Source organism: Companilactobacillus bobalius (genome assembly GCF_009764355.1).
Genome location: NZ_LNUA01000031.1, coordinates 198,900 through 222,867, shown reverse-complemented (window position 1 = coordinate 222,867; position 23,968 = coordinate 198,900). Strand labels below are relative to the sequence as shown.

Below are 23,968 nucleotides of genomic sequence, written 5' to 3'. Positions count from 1 at the left end.
AAAAAAGCCGTTCCAAGTCTTGGAACAGCTCAATATTTAATTATTTATCAAAGAATATTAACGACGACGACGTCTTGTAGGTTGATTGCCATCTCCACCGTTGTTGTTCTTGTTATTGTTTCTCTTACCTAAGTAAATACCTAATCCTAGGATAATTGCCAAAGCAAGAATGCCTAATAGGATGTACAACCATAGATAATTAGGCTTGATACCAGCTAATTTATTATACTTAGCAGCATCGTTATTTGTGATTGCAAAGTCTTTATTTAAAACCCAACTCTTCAAACCACCATCTGTTTTATAAGTTAACTTCAAATGATAATTACCCGATTGAAGAGTTTTTTTACCCCACGGAATACTCAAATCATAATTAGTAGTTGAAGCAATATCTTGTGAACTATAATTCTGAGTTATCTTAAAGCTTTTATCACCTTTTTTAGTGACAACAGCCTTAGCAGAAAGTGTACCTGCATATGAATTAGTAGAGTTATGAACATTGGCTAAAACGCCTTGTTTTCTACCCTTAAATGTCTGTACCAAACCAGGTTTTACCGTTCTAACTGAATACTTAGGTTGTACTTTAGGTTGGCCAGTTTGATGAATTTGCACAGGTATAGAATAACTAAACTTATTTTTAATCAAAGTACCATTATCTGAGACGCTTCCTTTAGCCTTCTCTTTATATGGAGCAATTGTTACACCACCCATTAAAGTACCTGCAAATTTTTTCTTAGGAACAGTCACGTTTAAAGTAATTGTGGCTGTTGTATTGCCTGGAACTTTAAATATTGATTTTTTTGGAGATAACGCGTCTTTAGTTTGAATTTTAAGAGATGGATCTTTTACATTCGTATCATCATACGATAAAGTACCATTATTATTAGTATAGGCAGTTGCTGCATAATAAATAAAATTACGTGTATCACTGGCCTTATTAACAACCATCAATTTCAATTGTGCAGTTTGACCAGGTTTACCCGTTACCATATACGATCCATTATCAATATTTACGACATCATTACTTTCGCCACCTGGTTTAATCGTATAGTCACCAGAGGTTGCGGCCCTAACATTAGTAGCACCGAATAATCCTGTTATCATAGTAAAAATAAATGAAATTAGAAACAAGAATCTAACTTTTGGTTTCAAAACTTGAACCTCCCTTTTTAAAATCAATGCATAAGTCGTTTATATTATAAAATAAAAACCACTACTATTGTAGTAGTGGTTAACATTTTAACATTTATATTTTAAATACTCACTATGCTGTAACAGTAGATTTTGTCTTCAATGTCCATGTAATTGTAGCATTGTATGATTGAACACCATCTTTGCCACTTGTTGCTGGAGTATCTGTAGCTAAGTTCAAGTATGTGTTCTTGTCAGTTGGTGTAAATGAAGCATTGATAGGACCATCTGTATATGTACCCTTATCCAAGTCAATCATAGTTGAAGCTTCTGGAGCTGTTGAATCAGCACTTCCGGCTTTATTAGCTGCACCGGCAATATTGATACCTGTAGTATATCTAGGACCATCGGCTGAAACATCGCCACCCTTATCATTCTTCAATTGTGTCTTTTGTAGATTCAAAACAAATGGTTGACCTGTCTTGTCATCACTACCGGCAAAGAAGTTTGTAATAGCAGCATCAACTGTGAATCCAGGTGCGTCAGTACGTGAATCAGTTACTGTTAATACACCTTTATCTTGACTATCTGTAGCACTGTCATCACGATTGTTGCTATCCAAAGCAACTGTTGTGCCAATGGCAGCATTACCAAATCCAAAATCAGGAACAGAATCTAATGTCAAAAGACCTGATTGAACTTTAACATTAGCATTTGATTGAGCTGATGCTTCACCAACAGCTGTAGTCTTTCCATCTGTAGTTTCATCATATGCAATTGCTAATTTACTATCACTGCCACCAAGTGGTCCAACATCTGTACCAGCTTTGTATGAAACAGTTCCATCAGCAGCTGTAGCACCTGAAGATGTAGCAGCTTGTGCTGTGATTGTTGGTGCAATTGCTCCTAAAACGATTCCTGCTGTTGCTAATGATCCTGCTAAAACACTCTTAGATAATTTCATGATATATCCTCCCTGATATAGAAAATTATTTTTTGTTTTTGTCTTTCTTGATTACAATTAGATAATACCAAATTTTACGAACCGTACATCTCATAATTTGTAAAAGATATTTATCAGAATTGAATCAATTTGTTACCTTTGAAACGTGTAAAGATTGGAAGCTTTTCCGGAACTTCAATCCATAAAAAGCGAATAGACCAATCAAAATAGTAAAGCCTAAAATGACTAATCCGGTATCATGCGCATCCCCGGTTTGTGGGTATGTTGACATGTTGTTGACGTTGACTGACGGTGTATAGTCAGTATCTTTAGCTTGTGTTTGGCTACCGGTACTTGTTCCAGTATTATCACCAACTAAGACGTTAGCATTAGTTGCTGCACCGCCTGCGCCTGAAGTACTACTATCAGACGTCTTAGCGAGTACCGCAACTGGTGCTGCAGCGTCATTCCCTGCCGTGCTGTCAGATTCAGCAATAACTTTGTTAATACTGAATCCACCAACCACACCTAACAAAATAACGGCAATTGCGAAGAAACCGACTATTCGCTTTTTGACTGTGAGACTTTTTCTAGTTCTCGTTCTTTTTTTCATATAAAAACCTCTCATCAAAAGTCAGTCTATTTTCTCCTTACAAGAAGTATAGTACCATCCGTATACCATTTGCTTACTCCGAAATAATTAAGAATTTCTTACAAAAAGTGAACTATTCCTTCAGAAGATAATATCTGACTATATTGCTATGTGTTGCGAATGGAAGCGCTTGGTCGGCACTGTAGATATATTTGAACCCTAATTTTTCTAAAATCTTCTGAGGAACTTGATTTTTTTCTTCAGTGGACGCCCAAATCTCTTTCAAGTGCAACTGTTTAAATCCATAATCAATCACTAACTGCATTGCTTCTGTCGCAAATCCCTTTTGTCGATACTTTTGATCGATAACAAAGCCGATTTCTCGTGTCAAAACAAGGTCTGCGGACTCTCCACGATGATTGATCTCGATAATTCCTACCATTGTATTATTTTCTACTTCAGCAATGACATTAGCATCATCTCTTTTGCAATACATTTCAAACAACTGGTGAACATAATTGGAATCCGTGCTATATTCCAATCCCGCTAGTTCATGATTAGTCTTATCACCGACTAACGCTAGAAACTGAGGAAAGTCAGTTTCCGTAAAATTTCTTATCTTAATATCTTTTCCTACTATTAACATGGCATCACCTCAATTTGCAATCTAATTTCTAGGTTTTTATTTTGCCCTAACTTATAATGAGTCTAGCATCAAAAAAGAAAGGGTGAATATTCGTATGAATTTGGAATTTAAAGGACAAACTGTTGCCACAATTGGTCAACCACTATCTGTTGGAGATAAGTTCCCCGACTTTACCGTATTAAATAAGAACAATCAAGAAATCAAACTCAGTGATCTATTAAACAAACCATTATTGATCAGTGTCGTTCCTAACATCAATACTAGTGTCTGCAGTATTCAAACTAAACATTTCAATGAAGAAGTCGATGGTCACTCGGCTATCAACTTCGTTACCATTTCTACTAACACTGTTGAGGAACAAACCCACTGGTGTGCAGCTGAAAATGTGAAGAACATGCAAATGTTAGCTGATGTCAACCGCGACTTCGGTAAGAAATCCAATCTTTGGATCAAGGACTTGGACATTTTGGCACGTTCAGTCTGGGTAGTTGACCCTAACGGCGAAATCACTTATTCTGAGGTAGTTCCAGTACAAACTGACGAACCAAGTTATGATAAGGTACTGGATCAGATTGACCAAATGAATTAGATTCATCGAACCATTCAGCATTTGTAAAAATTCCTATACAAATGTAAAGAACCATTCCTGATAATAATACATTTCAATAAGAAATCTCGACCAATTTACAATAAATTGTCCGAGATTTTTTTAGTTTAACGACGGCGATGTTTGACAAACGTTACAAAGTGCAAGATACAAGCCAGTAAGACAAAGAAAATAATAGTAAAACTAGTATAATTCAACCAGAAATTGTTACCGATCCATCCTGAGAGTGGTAATTGAATCCCCATTGTTATTAGTGCCATCACGGCAATCATAAAGAATAGCTGTATATATCTTTTCACGGTTGAATCATCCTTTCTCTTTCTGACAGAAATCTTTTTAGCATACTTTTGACACAGTTTCTTCTTATTATATGGAATGGTTTTCATGCCAAAGGTATTCGGCAAAACTATTTCCCCTACTTTAATTACTCCAGCAGCGGACATTACTCGATCAATCGTCTTAAATGAATCGTCAGTCACACCAGTAACAAAGTTTTCTAATATAGAAACGTAACAAGACGAAATACTCAAGTAGTGCTTATTCTTGAATGGACCTGGTATCGTGTCGCCATTTTGTTTGAAATAGACAAACTTAGGTCGCATGCAGTCGAAAAAATTCTTTAAAACTCCTGACAATTCTCGCCAATAAGTAGGTGCAGCAAAGATCCAGACGTCACTGTCCATTAATTTCTGCGCCAATTCATCCAAAACAGGATTGTCCTCATGATATTTGTGAGGCGTAATATCATAATTCTCTAAGAAGATTGTTTCTGTTTCGATTCCACTATCAACATTTTTCAACACTTCATCCAACATTTGGGCATTGAGACCATGTTCTTGATGGGAGGCCAAAATTCCTAATATTTTCATACGCTATTTCCCCTTTGTATATAAGTCTAATATACTCAAATATAAGATTCAAAACACTAGCATTATTAAAAAAATGTTGCTACAGTATGTTTAACTAAGGAGGTTTTGAGTATGAAAGTTCTTATTATTGGTGCCCATGGCAAAATCGGACACCTACTGATTGGTGAATTACAATCAAGAAACATCGAATTTGTTGCTGGATTGCGTAGTCAAGAACAAATCAAGGCCTACAACGAAAACAATATCGAAACTCAATTTATCGATCTAACAGCTTCTCTAGACGATATTAAGAATTCAATTGAAGAGTCTGGTGCTGACATTATCGTCTTCTCTGCCGGTGCTGGTGGTGCTAGCGATGCTCTAACAATTGAAATTGATCTCGATGGTGCTATCAAAACAATGATGGTTGCCGAAGCAATTGGAATCAAACGTTATATTATGGTTAGTTCTGTCTTTAGTGACAATCGAAATAAGTGGGACGCAAGTGGTATCAGACCTTACATGACTGCTAAACATTACGCTGATGATCATCTGCGTGGCACTAGTCTCGATTACACAATTATTCATCCCGGAACACTAACTAATGAAGATGGTACTGGTAAGATCAAATTATTGGGACCTAATGAAAATGACACAATTCCTCGAGTTGACGTTGCTAAAGCTTTAGCATTGATTATTCAGAATTCGTCAACAATCGGTAAAGAGTACACCTTTGCCAGTGGTGATCAACCTGAAGAAGATATATTTAGTTAATATCGAAAATAACAGTCAGTGACTCAATTTGAGTTGTTGACTGTTTTGCTTTTTAAATATAATTCGTTATTTAATTATTTAATGTATAACTTTTAGATAACAATTATAATTATATAGATATAAATACGAACAATTATCCAAATTGTAGCTTGAATTAATCGTATTTTACTTGCTATTTTCCATAATTTTTGTAATACTTTCTAAGTAGTAAAAAACTTAGGGGGTTATATCATGGAATCATCAACAGATTCAAATCGTAGCTTCATTGAAAAATTATTCCATCTCCAAGAAGCTCAAACTACTGTTAGACGTGAAATTCTAGCTGGTTTGACGACTTTCGTATCAATGGCCTACATCCTCTTTGTCAATCCGCAAGTTTTAGGGGTCGCGGGTATGAACAAAGGTGCTGTCTTTACAGCTACTGCTCTTTCAGCAATCTTGGGTTCTATTTTAATGGCATTATTAGCTAATTATCCAATTGCAATAGCTCCAGGTTTAGGCGATAATGCCTTCTTCACTTACTCAGTTGTACTAGCCATGGGAATTCCTTGGCAAACGGCAATGGCTGGTGTCTTCATGTCCAGCGTTCTCTTCCTCTTGATTTCCGTACTTAAATTACGTGAACTGGTCATCGACTCAATTCCACATGATTTAAAATTGGCTATGGCGTCTGGTATCGGACTCTTTATCGCCTTTGTTGGATTACAGGGTGGTGGTCTAGTTGTTGGTAGTAAATCAACCCTTGTTGCTATGGGTTCACTGACAGTTCCTACAACTTGGTTAACTATCTTTGGACTAGTTGTAACTGGCTTACTAATGGCTAAAAAAGTTCCTGGTTCAATCTTCATCGGTATGGTGCTAACTACTATTTTAGGATTAGTAACTAAATTGATTCCTTTGCCAAAACAAGTTATCTCTACTATTCCAAGTATGAAACCAACTTTTGGTGTCAGTATCGCTCATTTACCTGATCTATCAGATCCAAAACTTTGGGCAGTTGTCCTAGTCTTCCTACTTGTAGCTTTCTTTGATACTGCTGGTACTTTGATTGGTTTAGCTGAACAAGCTGGCTTCATGAAGAACAACAAGATGCCTAGAATTGGACGTGCTTTGATGGCTGATTCTATTTCAATGCTAGGTGGTGCTGTTATGGGTACTACTCCAACTGCCGCTTACGTTGAATCTTCTGCCGGTATCGCTGTCGGTGGTCGTACAGGACTAACATCCCTCGTTGTCAGCATCATGTTTGCCATTGCCATGTTCTTCTCACCACTATTGACTGTTGTAACTTCAAACGTTACCGCACCAGTATTGATCATTGTTGGTATTTTAATGGCTCAATCAATGAGACAAATTAACTGGAACAAATTCGAAATTGCTATGCCAGCCTTTCTTACTATTGTAGGAATGCCTTTGACATACAACATCTCTTATGGATTTGCTTTCGGAATCCTCTTCTACCCATTAACAATGTGGGCTGCAGGTCGAGGCAAGGAAGTTACACCTATTATGTACATCCTCTTCTTCGTCTTCGTTGTTCTACTTTACTTTATTAATATTTTGCCAGGTTAAAAACGAATCTGGTACGAAAAAGAGACTCTAATTACAATTAGGGTCTCTTTTTTTGTCTCGAATTTTTAATATGATTTATTCCCTCAATTATTAGATATTATCTTTAACCAGAAACAACCAGTCTTTATTAAATCAATGTCATAACATGTCATTAGTTTAATAAAATTCAAATTATTATAATTTATATCTTATATATAGCACATTTTATATTTTGATATTATAATAATCGTGAAAGCTTACGGATAATGTATTTTTAAGGGGAAATTAATATGAATTATCACAAGTTATGGCATAATTTGCTACCTACGATTATGTTCTTTTTGACGTTAACAATTTTTTCTATGTGTACAACCAATGTTCATGCGATTGTGGACTTCTCAAGTGTGGCACCATCAAATGATGACGTCCTGAAGGCTGCTCCGAACGGAATGAAGATTGGTAATCTATTTGAATATCCTACAGACTATTCAGGTTCTAAGGACACCAAAAACTCTGTACAGATTCTAGAGGGTGGTGGTTCGAACCCTAATCCTGTCGATGTAATTCAAATGACGGGTGCTCAAGATAACGCAGTAGGTTCCATTTGGGGACGTATGACCAATCCTGATGATTCTACTGAATCATACAATTACTTTGATTTGACTAAAGAACAGACTATTACTGGTTGGATCTACGTTGGACCAACATTTAACGTTTCTGGTGACGGGATTGCTTTAGTCTTACAAAACGACGATAGAGGTATCAACGCAATTGGACGGTACTATAAAAAGGCTGGATTACTTTCGTTTATTGATCCAGAAAAAAACTATGCGGCTTCTGGTGAATCTCTCGGCGTTTACGGAGGAACTTCTTCGCCCGCTACTGTTTCTAATGCAACTGAGTTTGCTGGTAATGCTATCCAAAATAGTTTTGCTCTTGAATTTGATTCTTTTAATAATTCAAGTTCGAGTGCGGGTCTTAGCAATGGCAAAGAACAATTCAACGATAAAAAAACGGATGATCTATTCGACGGTTTATACGATTCTCATCTAACACAGGAGACCAAAGGTCAACATGTTGCTTGGGCCTACCCCGGTGATCCAGACACGTACGTACAAAAGATGGCTCTAACTTATTATTTCTTTGGTATGCATCACCACAATGTTATATTTAATGCTACTATTGGTGGTTATGACTCTCTTACTGGCGCTACAGGTAAAGATGCTTGGCATCACTTTACTTTCACTTACAAACCTGATAAAGATGATAGTAACTACGGCTACATCAATTACGTCTACAATGACCGTGAGACTGACGGAACTGTTAAGCCATATCACACTTGGGATAAACGTCCTCGTGATATTGATGATCCAATCAAAATTGATTTAAGAAAGTTTAATTTAAAAGATGGTCAGACTAAGATTCGTTGGGGCTTTACTAGTTCAACTGGTTCCCCTAATTCATTGCCTGGCTATAATGACATTATTCTTGAAAAAATACCAGCAATCGCTAACGTTACTGATGCATCCAGTCTTTATGATGTTACTCAAGATCGTGCTATCAAAGACCTTGATCGTCGTGATACAAATCCAACTGATAGTGATTCAGATTATACGGTTGATGATGGCGATAAATTAGCCTTTAACTACAATTTGAAATACACTTCTGGTGCTATTGGTACAGGTGATATTACTACCGAACTTCAGCTACCACAACATGTGCTTTACCAAAATGACAGCAATAACCGAATCGGTGAAATTACCTACCCTGACGATCCCGATAGTGTTACTTACATCAGTGCTTCACAGTTGACCACATCTAAAAATGCTGACGGTGATGAAGTACAGACACTCAATCTAGATCTTGGTGCTCTTTCCAAGAAGAGTACCGAAGTTAACATCAAGATTTACGGAACTGCCAACGCACCTATCAGTAATACACTCACTTCAACTACTGTTAGTCCTGAACATACTTCCTATAAGAGTGATTACTATAACGCCGATGTTATGAGTTATGGTTTCAAAATAACTAATCAAAAACTACAAATTGTGGCCGCAAAAGACAGCGAGACACAAAAGGTCAAAAGTACTGATGACTTTAAACTGGAAGGAACTGCTAGTTACCTATTTAGTTCTAAATTCAGTGGTGATGACCTTTCCGCTTACGGTGAAATCTTTGACGCTAATGGCAAGACCACAAATATGAAGAGTACTTGGACCGTGCCGGTTGCTAAAGATGCCACAACAGGTGACTATTCACTAGATGTCCCCAAAGGCACTCTAGATCCGGGCGACTATAAAATCAAAGTTTACCTAACCGACAGTCAAGGACTCGTTTCTAATACCGTGACCTATAACATCACCGTAACCGACAGCGAATTAGTTATCACTCCTGACAAAACTGATATTACGGTTAATGATAATAAACCAGTCACGCTATCAGGAAGCTACAAGTATTCTGATGATTCTCAATTTAAAGATGAAGATGCCACAAAGACTTATGAAATTACCAATCCTGATGGCACCGTCCATAAGATCACTAAAACTGTAGCCCACGATAAAAAGATCGATATTACTTTGAAACCAATTGCTTATGACAAGCCGGTTACTCAAACTTTAGATGATTATCTAAAGAATCCCGCTGAAGACAACGTCCTAGCTGAAGGTAAAAATACTGTTAAAGTAACAGTTCAAGATGGAAAATATGCTAGTGCAAGCACAACGATTACTGTCAATGTGCCTAAACTAACACCAAAGATCACTGCTAAATCTAATGACTTAACGGTCCTAGGCCCTAGCGGTAATATTTACTTCCCAATGGACTTCACTTACGATAGTGACTATGCCCTCAACTATCATGATTTAACTGGCGTCTTCACAGTTGACAATCAAACACCGATTAATCTCAAATTGCCTAATCCAACCGAAGCTCAAACTTCGAGTTTTGATATGAGTTTCAACTTATCCGGTGATCAATTGAAACTACCAACAGACAAAGATACTTCTGTGGTGTCTGTCTACTTCACCGATCCATATGGGCGAAAGACTAACACAGAAACCTTCAACTTAAAGATTTTAGCCAAAGCTTTGGAGCTAGACTTCAACAATTATCGTTTCAAGACAATTGACCCTAAGTCATTCAAGCCCGGTTATATCAACCGTTCTGGCGATTGGAAACTGAATGTCACAAGCTACAAGGCTGGTTGGACCCTCAGCGCTAAAGCTGGCAACTTGGACTACGCAGCTACTGACGAACAATCTGACCTTTCGATGGCATTCGTTAATAAAGATAACCTAGCTACTCCATTAAATATGGACCCTGTAATTGCTAAAGACAGCAGTTTAGCAGCTCATACGGTCGATATTAGTAACCAATGGAGTTCCGATAATGGTATTCTTTTGAAAGCTAATACCGTACCAAGAGCCGGCGATTACAAAGGTCGAGTTAACTGGAATTTGACCGAAAGTCTATAAAAAAAGAGACCCGTAAGGGTCTCTTTTTTGTGTTCAATATTAGTTATCAAAGTTAATAAATTGCAATCGAATTGCATTTAAAACAGCTATAATGGTTACTCCAACATCGGCGAAAACAGCTTGCCACATGTTGACCATTCCTAAAGCTCCCAATAATAGGAACAAAATCTTAATGACCAAGGCAAATGAGATATTCTCAACCACAATACGACGGGTCTTTTTGGCTATCTTCATAGCTTCGGAAACTTTTGATGGCTCGTCTCCCATGATGACGATGTCAGCAGCTTCAACCGCTGCATCTGAACCCAAACCACCCATTGCAAAACCGATATCAGCAGTTACTAGAACGGGAGTATCATTGATTCCGTCACCAACAAAGGCAACTTTCTTGTTGTTTTGATGTGATACTTTCAATAAATCATTGATAATCTCAACTTTATTTTCTGGCAAAAGATTCGTGTAAGCTGCACTCATTTTTAACTTCCGAGCCATTGCTTGACCGACAGTTTGATTATCGCCGGTTAACATGACATTCTTGTGAATTCCTCGATTGTTCAACAATTGAATTGCCTTTTGAGCATCACTCTTAGGCACATCCGCAATCACAATATCACCCCAGAATTGGTTATCGACAGCCACGTAAACAACTGTTCCCACAGCATCTGTTTCAGTGAAAGCAATCTTGTTTTGCTTGAGTGCTTTGGCATTTCCGACGATAACTTCTTGACCATCTACTTGAGCCATTAAACCATGTCCGGCTTTTTCATCAGCTTTAGTCACGGTCAATAACTCACCTTCGTAAGCCTGAAGGATTGATTTAGCAATCGGATGAGTTGAATTCTTCTCAACACTAGCCGCCATCTGCAACAATTTTTGTTCTAAAATATTTACCGAATTAACTTGCACAACTGAGAATTGACCTTTAGTCAAAGTTCCCGTTTTGTCAAAAGCTACTGTATCCACGTCATTCAAGGCTTCCAAGTAGTTGCTTCCTTTAACAAGGATACCTTGCTTAGAAGCCGCACCGATACCACCGAAAAAACTCAATGGTACTGAGATAACTAGAGCACAAGGACAAGAAATTACTAGGAAAATTAATGCTCGGTAAATCCAAGTATTCCAATCACTCGTCATAAGAGACGGTACGATTGCTAAGGCTACTGCTAGAAAGACTACGATTGGTGTATAAATTTTAGCAAACTTAGTGATAAATTTTTCCGTATCGGCCTTCTTGGTGCTAGCATTCTCAACTAAATCCAAAATCTTGGCTACGGTCGAATCGTTGTAAAGCTTAGTAACCTTGATGCGCAAAGTTCCAGTCTGGTTGATCGAACCACTCAAAGCTGTATCACCCACCTTGATCGACTGTGGCATCGACTCACCAGTTAGAGCTGATGTATCAACTGCTGAGCTACCTAAAACAACTGTTCCATCTAGTGGAATTTTTTCTCCAGGTTTAACCAAAATTGTATCACCAATCTGAACCAGATTAGGATCAACAACATTATTCTGATCGCCTGAAATCAAAGTTGCGTAAGCCGGCTTTACTTCTAGTAAAGCTGAAATAGAACGTTTTGACTTATTAACAGCAATGTCTTCAAAAACATTACCCAACTCATAAAAAAGCATAACCGCAATGGCCTCAGGATATTGTTTGAGAATGATTGCCCCAATCGTGGCGATACTCATCAGGAAGTTCTCATCGAAAATTTCTCCGTGAAAAATATTCTTGATGGCCTGCCAAACGATCCGTGCCCCAATAACTAGATAGGCTCCGACCAATAAGACAATATTAAAAGGTTCCGGAACAAAGGAACTGGACCCCACTATCAACAAAATGAAGGCAATCAATAGTCGCGTGATTGTCAGTTTTGTTTCCGAACTCATTTCACTTTTTATTTGATTAGCTTTCTTTTTAACTTTGTAATCAGTTTGGACATTATATAATTTCATAACGTTGTCCTCCTCGAAAGAGTTTACATGTTCAATTGAATATATGAGCATTCATTCATATGTGAATTATAATATAATAAAGTATCAGTTTGCAACCTATTTTTGATAAGAGGAACAAAAAATGTCAGAACAAAATTTTGAGATGGAACACCAACAAGCTCTCCATAATTTAAAGCAAGGTTTACCCGATGATACCGATTTGGAAGCCATGGTCAACATCTTCAAAGCATTCGGCGATATGACCCGAGTTAAGATCATCTTAGCTTTATCTGAAACGCCTTTAAGTGTCGGTGAGATTGCGGATACCTTGGACATGAGCCAGTCCTCCATCTCCCACCAACTCAGCATTTTGAAACAGTTAAATTTGGTCTCCAACGCCAGACGTGGTAGAAATATTCACTACCGTTTGAGCGATCAACATATTATTACCATCTTCAATCAAACTAAAGAACATATTATTGAAGATGACAATGACTTCTAACGCAAAAAATTCCACTAAAATAACTTGATTAGTTATTTAGTGGAATTTTTGATTTTCTACGATAATGAATTAAAGCATATTAACTCAAGATATAACTACCAAATCAGTTATTTCACTATATCCTTTATTGCTCATTACCAAAGCAGGTCTTCGTTTTTTTATCCCTTTCCCTGTGGAAGAATCAAAGACAATTTGAATAATATCTTGTTTGTCAGGTATACATTAGAGTTCATTTCCCAGAAGATGTCCTCCCATTTCCTCCTTTTGATAAGAGTTACGGTACTTTCTTATGATTTTTTTACACTATTATTATCCATAATTACTAACCTCTTTTTCATTACATCTTAAATATATATACTGTGTAATTTTAAAATCCAATTTAAAAGCAATTTTGAAATTGTGTAACAAAAAAAGGTTCCTTCAAGTTTAAATTTGAAGAAACCTTTTATTTTATTCACCATAACCTGATGATGCATAACCATTATTTACATCACTGCTAGAACTGTCAGTAGATGCTGATGAACCGCCTCCATATGAGGATTCACCACTATTACTTGAAGAACTGCCGCTACCGGTTGTTGAACTGGAGCTTCCGGTATTAGATGACGAACCGCCACCATAATAGCCGCTATTTGCTGAACTTCCGCTGTTACCTGTTGATGAACCACTTCCGTATGAAGAACCAGTACTAGATGATGTGCCACTTGAAGAATTGCTACCATAAGATGAAGTACTTCCAGCACTATTACCTGTTGCACCGGATCCGGCTGTTGAGGAAGAACCTGTTGCTGAACTCGTGGTACCAGTTGTATCAGATGCAGCACTATTGGCTGTTCCACTATCAGTATCAGAAGTATTGCTGTCAGTTGTTTCCTTCTTAGTCGATTCTTTCTTGGTCTTCTTCTTAGTTACCTTTTTCTTCTTGTCCTTCTTTTTAGCTGGTTCGGTAATCTTTTCACCCTTTTGATAAGAAATCTTACCTGTCTTGACGTGTTCTAAATTCAAATTGTCACGAATAAAGTTAGTTACTCGCTGCAACTCTGAATCCTTGACGATTTTCATACTTTGACCAGCAACTTTTGCCGCTGTACCTTTCATATGTGTTTGATTCGTTTCGCCATTATAGAAATAATTCTTAGCTAAAACGTTCAAATCAGCGAAGGTTAAATCAGTCTGTGTTTGTTCAGCCATTGAGTTGAAGAAACTTTGATTTAACAAGGTTGAAATTGAGTCACTCTTATGCAAAATGGCACTTAGAACGTCGAATTGACGTAACTGACGACCATAATCGTTATTGGCGTTATTGACATAATCAATGGCTTTGGCACCATCCATATGTGTCTTTTCCCCTTGTTCGTAGACATCAACTCCACCGACTTGATCGATCACATCTTCCATACCTTCTAAATTAATCAAGGCATAAAAATCGATTGGTACGTTCAAAAGTTTAGATACAGTTGTCACAGCTGTTTTAGCCTGGCCATAAGAATAAGCCGCATCTATTTTAGCAGGTGACTTCCCTTTGTAACCTGGAACTACAACTGCTACATCCCTTGGAATACTTGTAATAGAAGTTTTTCTAGTCTTAGGGTCGATTGTAACGACCATCATTGAGTCCGTGCGACCCGTATAATTACGACCAGAAGCTCCATTATCTGTCCCCATTAATAAGATTGAAACCGGAGTCCTCTTTTTCAAAATTGAACTGACATTACGTGATTTATTCGCACCAGACGGTGCAAAAGAACTGTTAATTGCTGCTTTGACACTACGATAGTGTGACATTCCAAATGCCGCTGTACCGAAGATGAGCAAAGCTAAAATTGACAAAAATACATTACGAAATGTGTGACTTTTGTGTTTTTTGTGCATGTTGTTTTCCCCCACATTTTCTAACTACCCTTAGGTGCTCATATGAACTTTATCATATTTGCCAAGGTGATTAGAGGTATAGACGGAAATATCTTTAATATAGGAAACAAAAATCGCTAAAATCTGTTTGATTTTAGCGATTTCTCATCATGCACGAACAAATTCATCTGTAGCAATACGATAATAAGCAATTCCATTAATGACAACCTTACGGTCAACTTTCCAAGAAGTACCAGTTGCCAATTGATAATCTAATAACTTACCAGTAGCCGAATAAACTGGTGTTTTAACTTTAGCAGTGAAGACTTTGGGGAATGTGGTTGAAACTACCTTACTACCAGAAACATTCACTGCATCAGCGGCTACCCACTCGTCACTGGCAACACGATACATTTTGATTCCATTAATAGTGGCACTACTATCAGTTAACCAATTGGAACGTGCTGGCAAAGTTGTACTCAATTTAATACCTTTTGAATTGAACAAAGGTACAGCTGAACTTGCTGCCAAAACTGTTCTCGTTTGAATTGGTGTATAAGTAATTCCACTATCAGCTAACAAGTATTCATTAGTTCCCACTTCATAATATTGTTGACCATTGATTTCCACTACTCTGTCATAAGTCCAACCGGTATTAGGCCCTAATTCAACTGCCAATGTGTTACCTTCAATATCAGTTAATTTTGTATAACCATTGAAAGTTCTGACAACACCACTCTTATCAACATATGTTGGTGCCACTGGAGTTGTGGTTGTTTCACTAGATTCATTACCTGCAGTGTCAAGAACGTTACTTGATCCAGTTGAATCACCAGTCTCTGTAGATTGCGCAGGTGTTGTCGGTTCAATCACAGGTTTAGTTGAAGTCTTCCAAATCAAAGGTTGTGAGTACATCCCGAAGTATTCCAAAGTTGAGTTGCCGTAGCTCTTCTGCAACATCGAATCGTCATTACTGCTGATGTAGTCGCCAATAATGCCGTAAGTTAATTTCTTAGCCGAAGTGTCAGGATCGGCAATCTTATAAACGTCGCCTTTAACATGAATCAAGTTATCGTCAGCAGGCGTCTTGACCGTCGTCGTGTAGTGGTAAGTCGAGGCCAGATCTTCACCATCAATTCCTTTAAATGGCAAAGCAGTAAAGATTAGACCTGCTTTACTTGCGGTAGCGTAGACAGGTATAGTGCTGGCTACATTATTGTGATTAACGAATACAGTTACCGATTTTGTTCGATTGATACCTTTCAAGGCCGAAAAGTTAGAAATCGAACCGTTATTCAAAACAATGTCATTGTATGTTTTACCGTTATTAGCATATTTGACCAGCCATGGTGCAATCTTTTCTAATTGTGCTTGCGTAATTCCTGAATTAGCTGAAACGGCAGTATCACCAGTTAATTCAACATTTGTAGCTTTAGAAATATCCAATTTAACCAATTGATTCAAATCAATTTCCTTAGCCTTAGCATTGCTATAGTTGCCGTCCAAAGTAAAATTGTAAATTGGAATTCCATACAAAGGTGACAAATCGAGGTCAGCTTTCGGATCTGAAGCTAATTTAACTTGGAAAAATACCTGAGTATTCTTTGGTAAATACTTCAAAACTTGCAAACCATCAAGATTTTCAATTGGCGTATCGGTTTCATCTGTCACATTAGGATTAATGCCAGATAAATAAACCGTTTCATTTAGGAAAAATTCAGAATTATTAAACTTTTGAAATTCTCCAACGGTTACTTTGTCCTTATCATTCAAACCCAATGACCATTTGACCATTGATGATAGTGTCGGATCCTTGATATCTATGACTGTATCTGCCGATTCTGGCTTGTTCGCTACCACATTAGTTGCTGGTGTTTTCTTAACTACAGTCGGTGCCACTTTAACTACTGGTTTGGCAGTTTGAGTAACTTCAGGTTTTGCTACTGAATTGTCAGTTGGTGCAGTTGTTTTTTGTACATTAGTAGTTGTTGACTGTGTTGTAGTCGTAACTGGTTTTGATGTAGCCGTGGTTGGCGTCTTTTCTGTTTGCGTATCAACTGTTGATGATTGCGTAGTTGTTACCAGTTTTGATACATCAGTATTATTTGTTGGTGCTTGAGTCGTTGTAGTGGTTGAAGTAGTTGGTGGTACAGCCTTTTCAACACTCACATTAGTATTTCCATCAGTTGTAGTATCGGCTTTAACGGTTTGATTTGATAATGATGTCAAAATCATTGCTGAAAATAGTGTTGCCCCTAAATATACACATTTCTTATTTAATAACATAACTATCATCCTTTTCCATATCTTCTGCCGTAATAATAGTTCATGAATTCTTATGTAGTTATTTATAAGAATCGTTTTGTACTTTTTGTCTAACTCCGCACTAGTCGTGGATAAAAAATCCATCTGACCAATTTAATTCTATTGACCAAAAAGCAAACGAAGAGTGACAATAACCAAGTCCCAGCAATCAAAGCCAATACAACCAAGAAGTAATTTGATAAAACAATCTTAAAGAGCAGCACTTTCAACAATGTCTTAATCGGAACGTGAACTAGATAAATTACGATTGAAGCTTGACCATATCTACTGAAGTAGTTATATAAACGACTTGGATGTAGATTACTAAAAAGATAGAAGAAAACGAAAATACTCAATAATTTAGAAATGCTAGTTGCCGGTACCATTCCATCAGTGTTGTACCAATCACTGACTAGAAAATATTGAAATACCAGACTGACCAACATCCCACCTAATGAACCAAAGAATAGTAACTTGTTCTTCAACAAAGCTTGATGTTTCTTTAAAACGACTCCAATCATAAAGCAAGGTAACCAACCAAAAGTTCCAGAAACCATGAATGGCAGTTGAACTGTCTGTACAAGAATGAATAAACCGCCATAAATAAGCAATTGCCAGTACCATTGAATGTGCAATAAATCGATCAAACCAACTACTAAAAAGATAAAGAATAAACTGTACAAAAACCACAACTCACCAATCGGTTTATTCCAAATCTGCCCCAAACTGCCCCAGGTATATAACTTATTAACATTACTCTTGTCGAATTGTTGCAGCATAATAAAAATTACGGAAAAAATTGCATAGGGAATCATCAATCCGCAAAATTTTTTCTCCATCCCTTTAAGATACTCACCACTCGACTTAGGAGCACGATACAAGAACCCTGATAGCGCAAAGAAACAAGGCATGACGAAGGTCAAAATAATTCCCAGTAAAAACTGTGATAGCAAATTATAATTTCCAAAGTGGTTTGATTCTAACAGATCACTCAGGCAGTGGGCTACGACCACAAAGAAAATCGTCAAACCTTTGCCAAAATCAATCCAGCCAATTCTTTTCATGATGTTTCCTCCCTTCAAAAAAAGGAATCATATCACACCGATATGGTTCCCTTTTTGATATCAAAATTTATTTCTTAGCGACTGGAGCTTGAACCGGTACGTATTCAATATCACCAGTTGTAGCTTTGGACAATCCTAGGTTAACTCTGAGATCATCTGTGACACGTTGTAATTCAGCTTTGTTAACAACTTCCATGCTTTGACCAGATACTTTGGCAGCACTGCCTTGGAGGTTATCTTCAACAGTATGATCACCGACTTCATCATAATTCTTGTCTAGTAAAGTCATACTATCGAAAGTTAAATCTGTTTCCATTTGACCAGAAACTGAATTGATCAAACGTTGGTTGAACAATGTAGAAATTGAACGCCCCTTGTGTAGCAAAGCTGATAGAACAGCTCTTTGACGGTCCTCACGAACATAGTCATTGCCATTACTGATGTAAGCCATAGCTTCTCTGCCGTCCATATGTGTTGAACTGCCCTTTACAAAGTTATAACCTGCAACGCTAAATGAAACATCAGGAACGACTTCGATACCTTTGACATCGTCAATTGCTTGTTTCATACCATCCATATTCAATAGCAAGTATGAATCAATTGGCACATTCAAAAGTTGTTCAACAGATGTAACAGCTGTCTTAGTTTGACCTAATGAGTAAGCCGAACTAATTGTAGCTGGTGAACTCTTTTCAAATCCAGGCACTTTAATAGCAACATCGTGTGGAATTGTAGTGATAGTAGTCTTCTTAGTAGCTGGGTTCACGGTTAGAACCATCATACTGTGAGTATCACCTTTGTATGAACTGATCGAACTATTGGTATTAATACCCATCAACAAAATGGAAAATGGTTTGCGAGCTGCCAATTCAGCGTGGACATCACGACTTTCAGCTCCAGAAGGTACAAATGAACTGTTGACCGCACTCTTAACATCACGATAACGAGTCATTCCAAAGGCTGCGCCACCTAAAATAAAGATTAAAACGAACCACATACATAAATCTCTTATAGTGTGTCTCTTATTTCTGTTTCTATACATAAGGCCTTTCCTCCTCATATAGGTATTTATTTTTTCAAGAATCGCTTAGCTTGAGTTAGCATCTTAACTTTAAATAACAATATCAAAGCCAAATATGTCAAGAAACCAATGGATACTTCAAAAATGATTGAGAACCATCCATTAGGTAGAATTCTATCTAATGAAAAAACAATACAAAACATAATCAATCCCGACAGTAAGTACTTATAAGTGTCGTCAAACAACTTAGAATAAGATACTTGGTGCCGGATAGAGACTAATTGATACAAAGTGACCGATAATTCTGACAAAATCGTTGAAATAGCCGCTCCAACTGTACCCCAAAAGAAAATCAGTGGAATATTGGCAATCAGATTTACCACTGCCCCTAAAATAACTGAAATCGTATAGGCCTTGGTCTGATTAGTTGGTAACAAATATTGCATCCCAATCGCATTGCTCCAAGCAATCAAGATGATAATCAACGCTTCGATCATCATAATCGGAATAACTCCGTGAAATTTGTTGGTAAAGAACAATGGTACAAATTTAACGGTAATCGCCATCAACCCCAACATCATCGGGATGGACGACATGGTAATAAAAGAAAAACTGGTATACAAATACTCTTTAGCTTTGTCCAGATGACCATTAGCAAAGGCATTTGCAACGTGTGGTAACATCACAGTTCCCGTCGCCGTCACTACTGCTAAAACCATTTTGATGATTTTGTCTGACTGATCAAAGTACCCAGAAGCTTGAACCGAAACCATCGAACCTAACATCGTCTTATTCAAAACAACATAGATTTGAGTGGCAATTTGCGGTACGAATAGAATCAAGGCTGGCTTGAAATGTTTTGCAATCCGCAAATCGTGAAATCTGGGTCTACCGATATACTTGTGCAAACTGGGAAACAGGGTCAAATTCCCAATCAACAATGACAGTGACAAAATCAAAATGTAGATAGTCAAATCAGCTTTTGACTTCACTAAAGTAAAAATACTGACCAAAGTTAAAATCTTAATGATGAAATTTCGTAGCACTGTCACAGCAAAATTCTCAATTCCCATAAAAAACCAGGAAATATCGAAGATAACGGCTATTAACGAAATTGCTTGAGCTAAGTAATAGATTTGGTAATCACTCACTAATCCAAAGAATATTCCAAAGGCTAAAGTAGCTATGACCACTGTTATTAGCCGCATCAGAAAGATTTCGTAGAACGTGGCGGTCAATTTTTGCCGATCATTGCGGACAAAAGCAATTTGTCGATTTCCATAAAGATTCACGCCAATGCTTCCAAAGAGGATGAAATATTGAATAATTGAATTCGTGTAAGAATTTATTCCAACTCCCCTCGGACCCAGCACTCTAGCTAAATATGGCGTTGTTACTAAGGGAACTATCAGAATAAATACTTGATAAAAAGCATTATAGAGGTAATTTTTAATAACTTTCATTAATCGTCAAATTCTTTCTTGACAGTTTGTAGAGCTGCCATAATCGTCTGATCCATATTGTAGTAACGATATTGACCTAAACGTCCGCCAAAAATCACTTGAGGATAATCTTTACGAGCTAGTTGCAGATACTTGGCATAGAGTTCCTTGCTGGCGTGGTCATTGATTGGATAATAAGGCTCATCCCCAATCTCCCAAGCCTTAGGATATTCATGCGTTATAACGGTTTTATCTTTAACATCTTGTCCAGGATCAAAGAATTTATGTTCAATGATTCTCGTGTAAGGCGTCTGGGAATCGGTATAATTAACAACTGCATTGCCTTGGTAATTAGCCTGATTCAACACTTCAGTTTCAAAACGAAGGCTTCGATACTCTAAGGCTCCAAACTGGTAGTTGAAGAACTGATCGATCATTCCGGTGAAAATAATTTTGGCACCTGACTTCAAATATTCATCCTTATGATCAAAGAAATCGGTCTGGTTCTGCACTTCAATCAACTTATTACCCAACATTTTTTCGATAATTGGTGTATAACCACCAATGGGAATTCCTTGGTATGGATCGTCGAAATAATTGTTGTCATAAGTAAACCGAACTGGCAAACGACGAATGATAAAGGCTGGTAAATCCTTAGCTGACTTGCCCCATTGTTTCTCTGTATAACCCTTGATCAATTTTTGATAAACGTCGGGACCTACTAAGGAAATAGCCTGTTCTTCCAAATTCTTGGGATTACCATCCAGTTCTAAAGACTGCTTCTGTTGCTCAATCTTGGCTTGTGCTTGAACTGGAGTAACTACGCCCCACAACTTATTAAAGGTGTTCATGTTGAAAGGTAAATTGTAGATTTCCCCATTGAAATTAGCGATGGGACTGTTGATGTAGTGATTGAATTCCGCAAATTGATTGATGTACTGCCAAATTTCTGATGACTTGGTATGAAAGATGTGAGCTCCGTACTCATGAACCTGAATACCGGCAACTTCATGCGTATAAATGTTGCCGCCGATGTGACTACGTTTCTCAATTACTTTGACTTGATGACCTCGTTTAGCAGCCTCATAAGCAAAAACAGCTCCAAACAATCCTGAACCAACGACTAAATATTTTGTCATATTGCACCTCCATCAAAGTGCCACGGTCTGATAAACTGCAACGTACCAATATCCAAAGAGTACAAAGGCTGTGGCGTAAGTCATCAAATTATAGAAGAACATCAGATAAGCCGTTCTGTCTTTGAGTCGTTCGGTTGAAAACAGTAATGCCTTCAAAGGTGCGCTCATGAAGAGCAGTAACATGATGGCTCGCAAGTAAATCTGTGAATTCATAAATGATCCAATTGTAAAAGCGATGATATATAGATAGAGCGTCAAATAACCTTTTGGTAAAACCGTATCTTTATACAAAGATAGGAACAGCAGCAGCTCCACAATCAAAGCTACAAAAACCATCGAGGTGAAGGAAACCTCCGCTCTACCGGTTGAAGCACTAAACTCAGTTTGTCCATAAACGTAATTCTGTGACTTGGAAAATAGTGAACTCATCATTGGCAACTCACTGACTTGAGCCAAAAGATTAACGATGAAAGTCATGAAATGGTTATAGATCAAAAGAATCACCATCACTACTGCGTCAAAAATGTGATTGCCAAAGAAAACAAATTTGTTTTTCAAAGCCAGTAACAATCTGAAGAGGACAAACACGATGGCAATGGGATGAAAGAACATGCAGAAGATGTAAGCAATAATGGCTTCGACTTTTTCATGCTTTTGTGTTGCGGTCAAATCGGTGAAGATAGCCCAGGCGAAAATCATAAAGGCTAAGAAATTACGAATTCCCTCAATTTGGTAAAACAAGTTAAAAGTTGTCAGAATCACAAACTGAATCAAAATCAGATTCCAGTGCGAAACTTTGAAATACTTGCCAACTTTCAATAACAAATGCGACAGAAAAATCAGGAATAAGAACGTTGTTATGAAGAAGAACATCCCATTATTTTTGAAAAAGCTAAAGATCCAAATATACACAGCCACCACCGGTTCAGCGGCATACTCTGAATAATTCAGTACCCAATTTAATCCACCACTCAAGCCTGAAATTAAATTAGCATCACGAATCTGATCCAAAATATATTGAAAACGAACTGTATCGAAGTAGACACCATTCATCGGATTAGCCACATAAGCTGGTAAAGCTAACAGAATATCGCTAATCAAAAAATAATGTTTGAGATCATTTTCTTTGAAGATGTAACCAAAAATCAAAAAGAGTACTAATAGCACTGCATAAACCATTCCAAAATTCATGTCATCATCAGTCCCTCCTTGAGATTAGTCACCCTTAGTTTTGGCGTTCAATACGTAATGAATTTTTGGATTGAAGTACATGCCCTCGATAATACCTTTGGACATGATGCCCAATTTCTTAAACCGTTGATGTACCTTGTGGCTAAACAAAACTTGACCATATTCAATTCCGATTCGACCTAAAGATTTAATTTTCTCCGCACCTTTGGCCTTACGAGCACGAAAAGTTTTATTCCGGAAAAGATAAAAGTATCTGCTTAAACGACTGCCACTTTCATCTATGATGTCAATTCCGTCATTAGATTTGGTCTTATGATGGACAATACTTTCTGGAACAAAATAACAGCTGTATTCCCGACTGATTCGAGAGGTATATTCGGCATCATCTTCCCAAATGAAGAATTCCTTGTAAGGTAGACCCTTGACGGAAATCACTTCTCGAGGCACTAGTAAGGAAACAAAACTAGCTGAACTGACTCGTGGATAAAAGATATTGTCGCTGATTTCCAAGTCGTCGCTACTCCAATGGGCCTGGTCTATAGCTGGTACATTCATCACAGCTGGTTTACCGTCAATCCAGCGAACATTGCTAGCTAAAAATCCAAATTGACCAATCGTTGACCAACACTGACTCAATTCTTTTAAAGCTGTCGAAGTCGGAATCGTATCATCATCCATGATCCAAACAAAATCATCAGTCAATTGCTCTTCAAAGATTTTGATGCCTTCGTAGAAACCACCTGAGCCGCCCAGATTCTTGGCTAAATGTTTGACGATCAAACCGTCGATTTGAAGCGAGTCAAGATATTCTTTGGTACCATCTTGACTGTTATTGTCGATCACCAAAATATGTTTCACTGGATAAGTTTGTGCAGTGATGGCGGCAATATTCTCTTTTAAAAGTTTCAAACGATTATAAGTAACTACTAATGCTGTAACTTGTTTCATTTTGCTCACCAG

Annotated in this window: 20 protein-coding genes; 5 read left to right on the top strand and 15 right to left on the bottom strand. The window is 37.5% G+C overall.

Features of this window, described 5'->3' with window-relative positions; genetic code table 11:
• Nucleotides 1–57 precede the first annotated feature (57 nt).
• The 4 genes from ATN92_RS05590 to ATN92_RS05575 form a co-directional block, all read right to left on the bottom strand.
• The gene (locus tag ATN92_RS05590; RefSeq protein WP_056953582.1) at nt 58–1,149 is read right to left on the bottom strand and encodes a DUF3324 domain-containing protein; all 1,092 of its coding nucleotides are present in this window, start codon (nt 1,147–1,149) and stop codon (nt 58–60) included.
• A gap of 112 nt (nt 1,150–1,261) precedes the next feature.
• A complete protein-coding gene (locus ATN92_RS05585; RefSeq protein ID WP_056953579.1) occupies nt 1,262–2,092 on the bottom strand; it encodes a WxL domain-containing protein in 831 nt (276 codons plus the stop codon).
• 124 nt (nt 2,093–2,216) lie between these two features.
• Nucleotides 2,217–2,684, bottom strand: coding sequence for an LPXTG cell wall anchor domain-containing protein (locus ATN92_RS05580; protein WP_056953577.1), 468 nt, complete (start codon nt 2,682–2,684; stop codon nt 2,217–2,219).
• 112 nt (nt 2,685–2,796) lie between these two features.
• Nucleotides 2,797–3,309, bottom strand: a complete 513-nt coding sequence (locus ATN92_RS05575; RefSeq protein ID WP_056953575.1) for a GNAT family N-acetyltransferase — start codon at nt 3,307–3,309, stop codon at nt 2,797–2,799.
• 94 nt (nt 3,310–3,403) lie between these two features.
• Between ATN92_RS05575 and tpx the strand changes: the two genes are divergently transcribed.
• Complete coding sequence (gene tpx / locus ATN92_RS05570; RefSeq protein WP_056953573.1) at nt 3,404–3,898, top strand: thiol peroxidase; 495 nt, start codon at nt 3,404–3,406, stop codon at nt 3,896–3,898.
• 125 nt (nt 3,899–4,023) lie between these two features.
• Here tpx and ATN92_RS05565 read toward each other — a convergent pair whose 3' ends face one another.
• Complete coding sequence (locus ATN92_RS05565; protein WP_056953572.1) at nt 4,024–4,785, bottom strand: flavodoxin family protein; 762 nt, start codon at nt 4,783–4,785, stop codon at nt 4,024–4,026.
• 111 nt (nt 4,786–4,896) lie between these two features.
• Between ATN92_RS05565 and ATN92_RS05560 the strand changes: the two genes are divergently transcribed.
• The 3 genes from ATN92_RS05560 (at nt 4,897) to ATN92_RS05550 (ending at nt 10,562) form a co-directional block, all read left to right on the top strand.
• A complete protein-coding gene (locus tag ATN92_RS05560) occupies nt 4,897–5,538 on the top strand; it encodes an SDR family oxidoreductase (protein ID WP_056953570.1) in 642 nt (213 codons plus the stop codon).
• Nucleotides 5,539–5,769: 231 nt separating this feature from the next.
• Nucleotides 5,770–7,110: an NCS2 family permease gene (locus ATN92_RS05555; RefSeq protein ID WP_025085615.1), complete on the top strand. Its 1,341-nt coding sequence runs from the start codon at nt 5,770–5,772 to the stop codon at nt 7,108–7,110.
• A 269-nt stretch (nt 7,111–7,379) separates the two neighbouring features.
• Complete coding sequence (locus ATN92_RS05550) at nt 7,380–10,562, top strand: L-type lectin family protein (RefSeq protein WP_056953568.1); 3,183 nt, start codon at nt 7,380–7,382, stop codon at nt 10,560–10,562.
• A gap of 39 nt (nt 10,563–10,601) precedes the next feature.
• Here the strand turns inward: ATN92_RS05550 and ATN92_RS05545 are convergent, their stop codons facing one another.
• Nucleotides 10,602–12,515, bottom strand: coding sequence for a heavy metal translocating P-type ATPase (locus tag ATN92_RS05545; RefSeq protein WP_056953566.1), 1,914 nt, complete (start codon nt 12,513–12,515; stop codon nt 10,602–10,604).
• A 121-nt stretch (nt 12,516–12,636) separates the two neighbouring features.
• Here ATN92_RS05545 and ATN92_RS05540 point away from each other — a divergent pair, with 121 nt between their 5' ends.
• Nucleotides 12,637–12,996 (top strand): ArsR/SmtB family transcription factor, encoded by a 360-nt coding sequence (locus tag ATN92_RS05540; protein ID WP_054643830.1) that lies wholly within the window; start codon nt 12,637–12,639, stop codon nt 12,994–12,996.
• 84 nt (nt 12,997–13,080) lie between these two features.
• Here the strand turns inward: ATN92_RS05540 and ATN92_RS19300 are convergent, their stop codons facing one another.
• From ATN92_RS19300 to ATN92_RS05495, 9 genes are all read right to left on the bottom strand, one after another.
• The gene (locus ATN92_RS19300) at nt 13,081–13,194 is read right to left on the bottom strand and encodes a hypothetical protein (RefSeq protein ID WP_411762955.1); all 114 of its coding nucleotides are present in this window, start codon (nt 13,192–13,194) and stop codon (nt 13,081–13,083) included.
• 252 nt (nt 13,195–13,446) lie between these two features.
• A complete protein-coding gene (locus ATN92_RS05530; RefSeq protein ID WP_082604558.1) occupies nt 13,447–14,868 on the bottom strand; it encodes an LCP family protein in 1,422 nt (473 codons plus the stop codon).
• A gap of 147 nt (nt 14,869–15,015) precedes the next feature.
• Nucleotides 15,016–17,133, bottom strand: coding sequence for an SLAP domain-containing protein (locus tag ATN92_RS05525; protein WP_056953564.1), 2,118 nt, complete (start codon nt 17,131–17,133; stop codon nt 15,016–15,018).
• A gap of 89 nt (nt 17,134–17,222) precedes the next feature.
• A complete protein-coding gene (locus ATN92_RS05520) occupies nt 17,223–18,215 on the bottom strand; it encodes an acyltransferase family protein (protein WP_056953561.1) in 993 nt (330 codons plus the stop codon).
• A gap of 67 nt (nt 18,216–18,282) precedes the next feature.
• The gene (locus ATN92_RS05515) at nt 18,283–19,257 is read right to left on the bottom strand and encodes an LCP family glycopolymer transferase (protein WP_056953559.1); all 975 of its coding nucleotides are present in this window, start codon (nt 19,255–19,257) and stop codon (nt 18,283–18,285) included.
• Between the two features lie 26 nt (nt 19,258–19,283).
• Nucleotides 19,284–20,699 (bottom strand): oligosaccharide flippase family protein, encoded by a 1,416-nt coding sequence (locus ATN92_RS05510; RefSeq protein WP_056953558.1) that lies wholly within the window; start codon nt 20,697–20,699, stop codon nt 19,284–19,286.
• Nucleotides 20,699–21,817 (bottom strand): UDP-galactopyranose mutase, encoded by a 1,119-nt coding sequence (gene glf / locus ATN92_RS05505; protein WP_056953556.1) that lies wholly within the window; start codon nt 21,815–21,817, stop codon nt 20,699–20,701. The genes ATN92_RS05510 and glf overlap by 1 nt, the downstream gene beginning before the upstream one ends.
• Nucleotides 21,818–21,829: 12 nt before the next feature.
• Nucleotides 21,830–23,008: an EpsG family protein gene (locus tag ATN92_RS05500; protein ID WP_056953553.1), complete on the bottom strand. Its 1,179-nt coding sequence runs from the start codon at nt 23,006–23,008 to the stop codon at nt 21,830–21,832.
• A 24-nt stretch (nt 23,009–23,032) separates the two neighbouring features.
• Nucleotides 23,033–23,956 (bottom strand): glycosyltransferase family 2 protein, encoded by a 924-nt coding sequence (locus ATN92_RS05495; protein WP_056953551.1) that lies wholly within the window; start codon nt 23,954–23,956, stop codon nt 23,033–23,035.
• Nucleotides 23,957–23,968 lie beyond the last annotated feature (12 nt).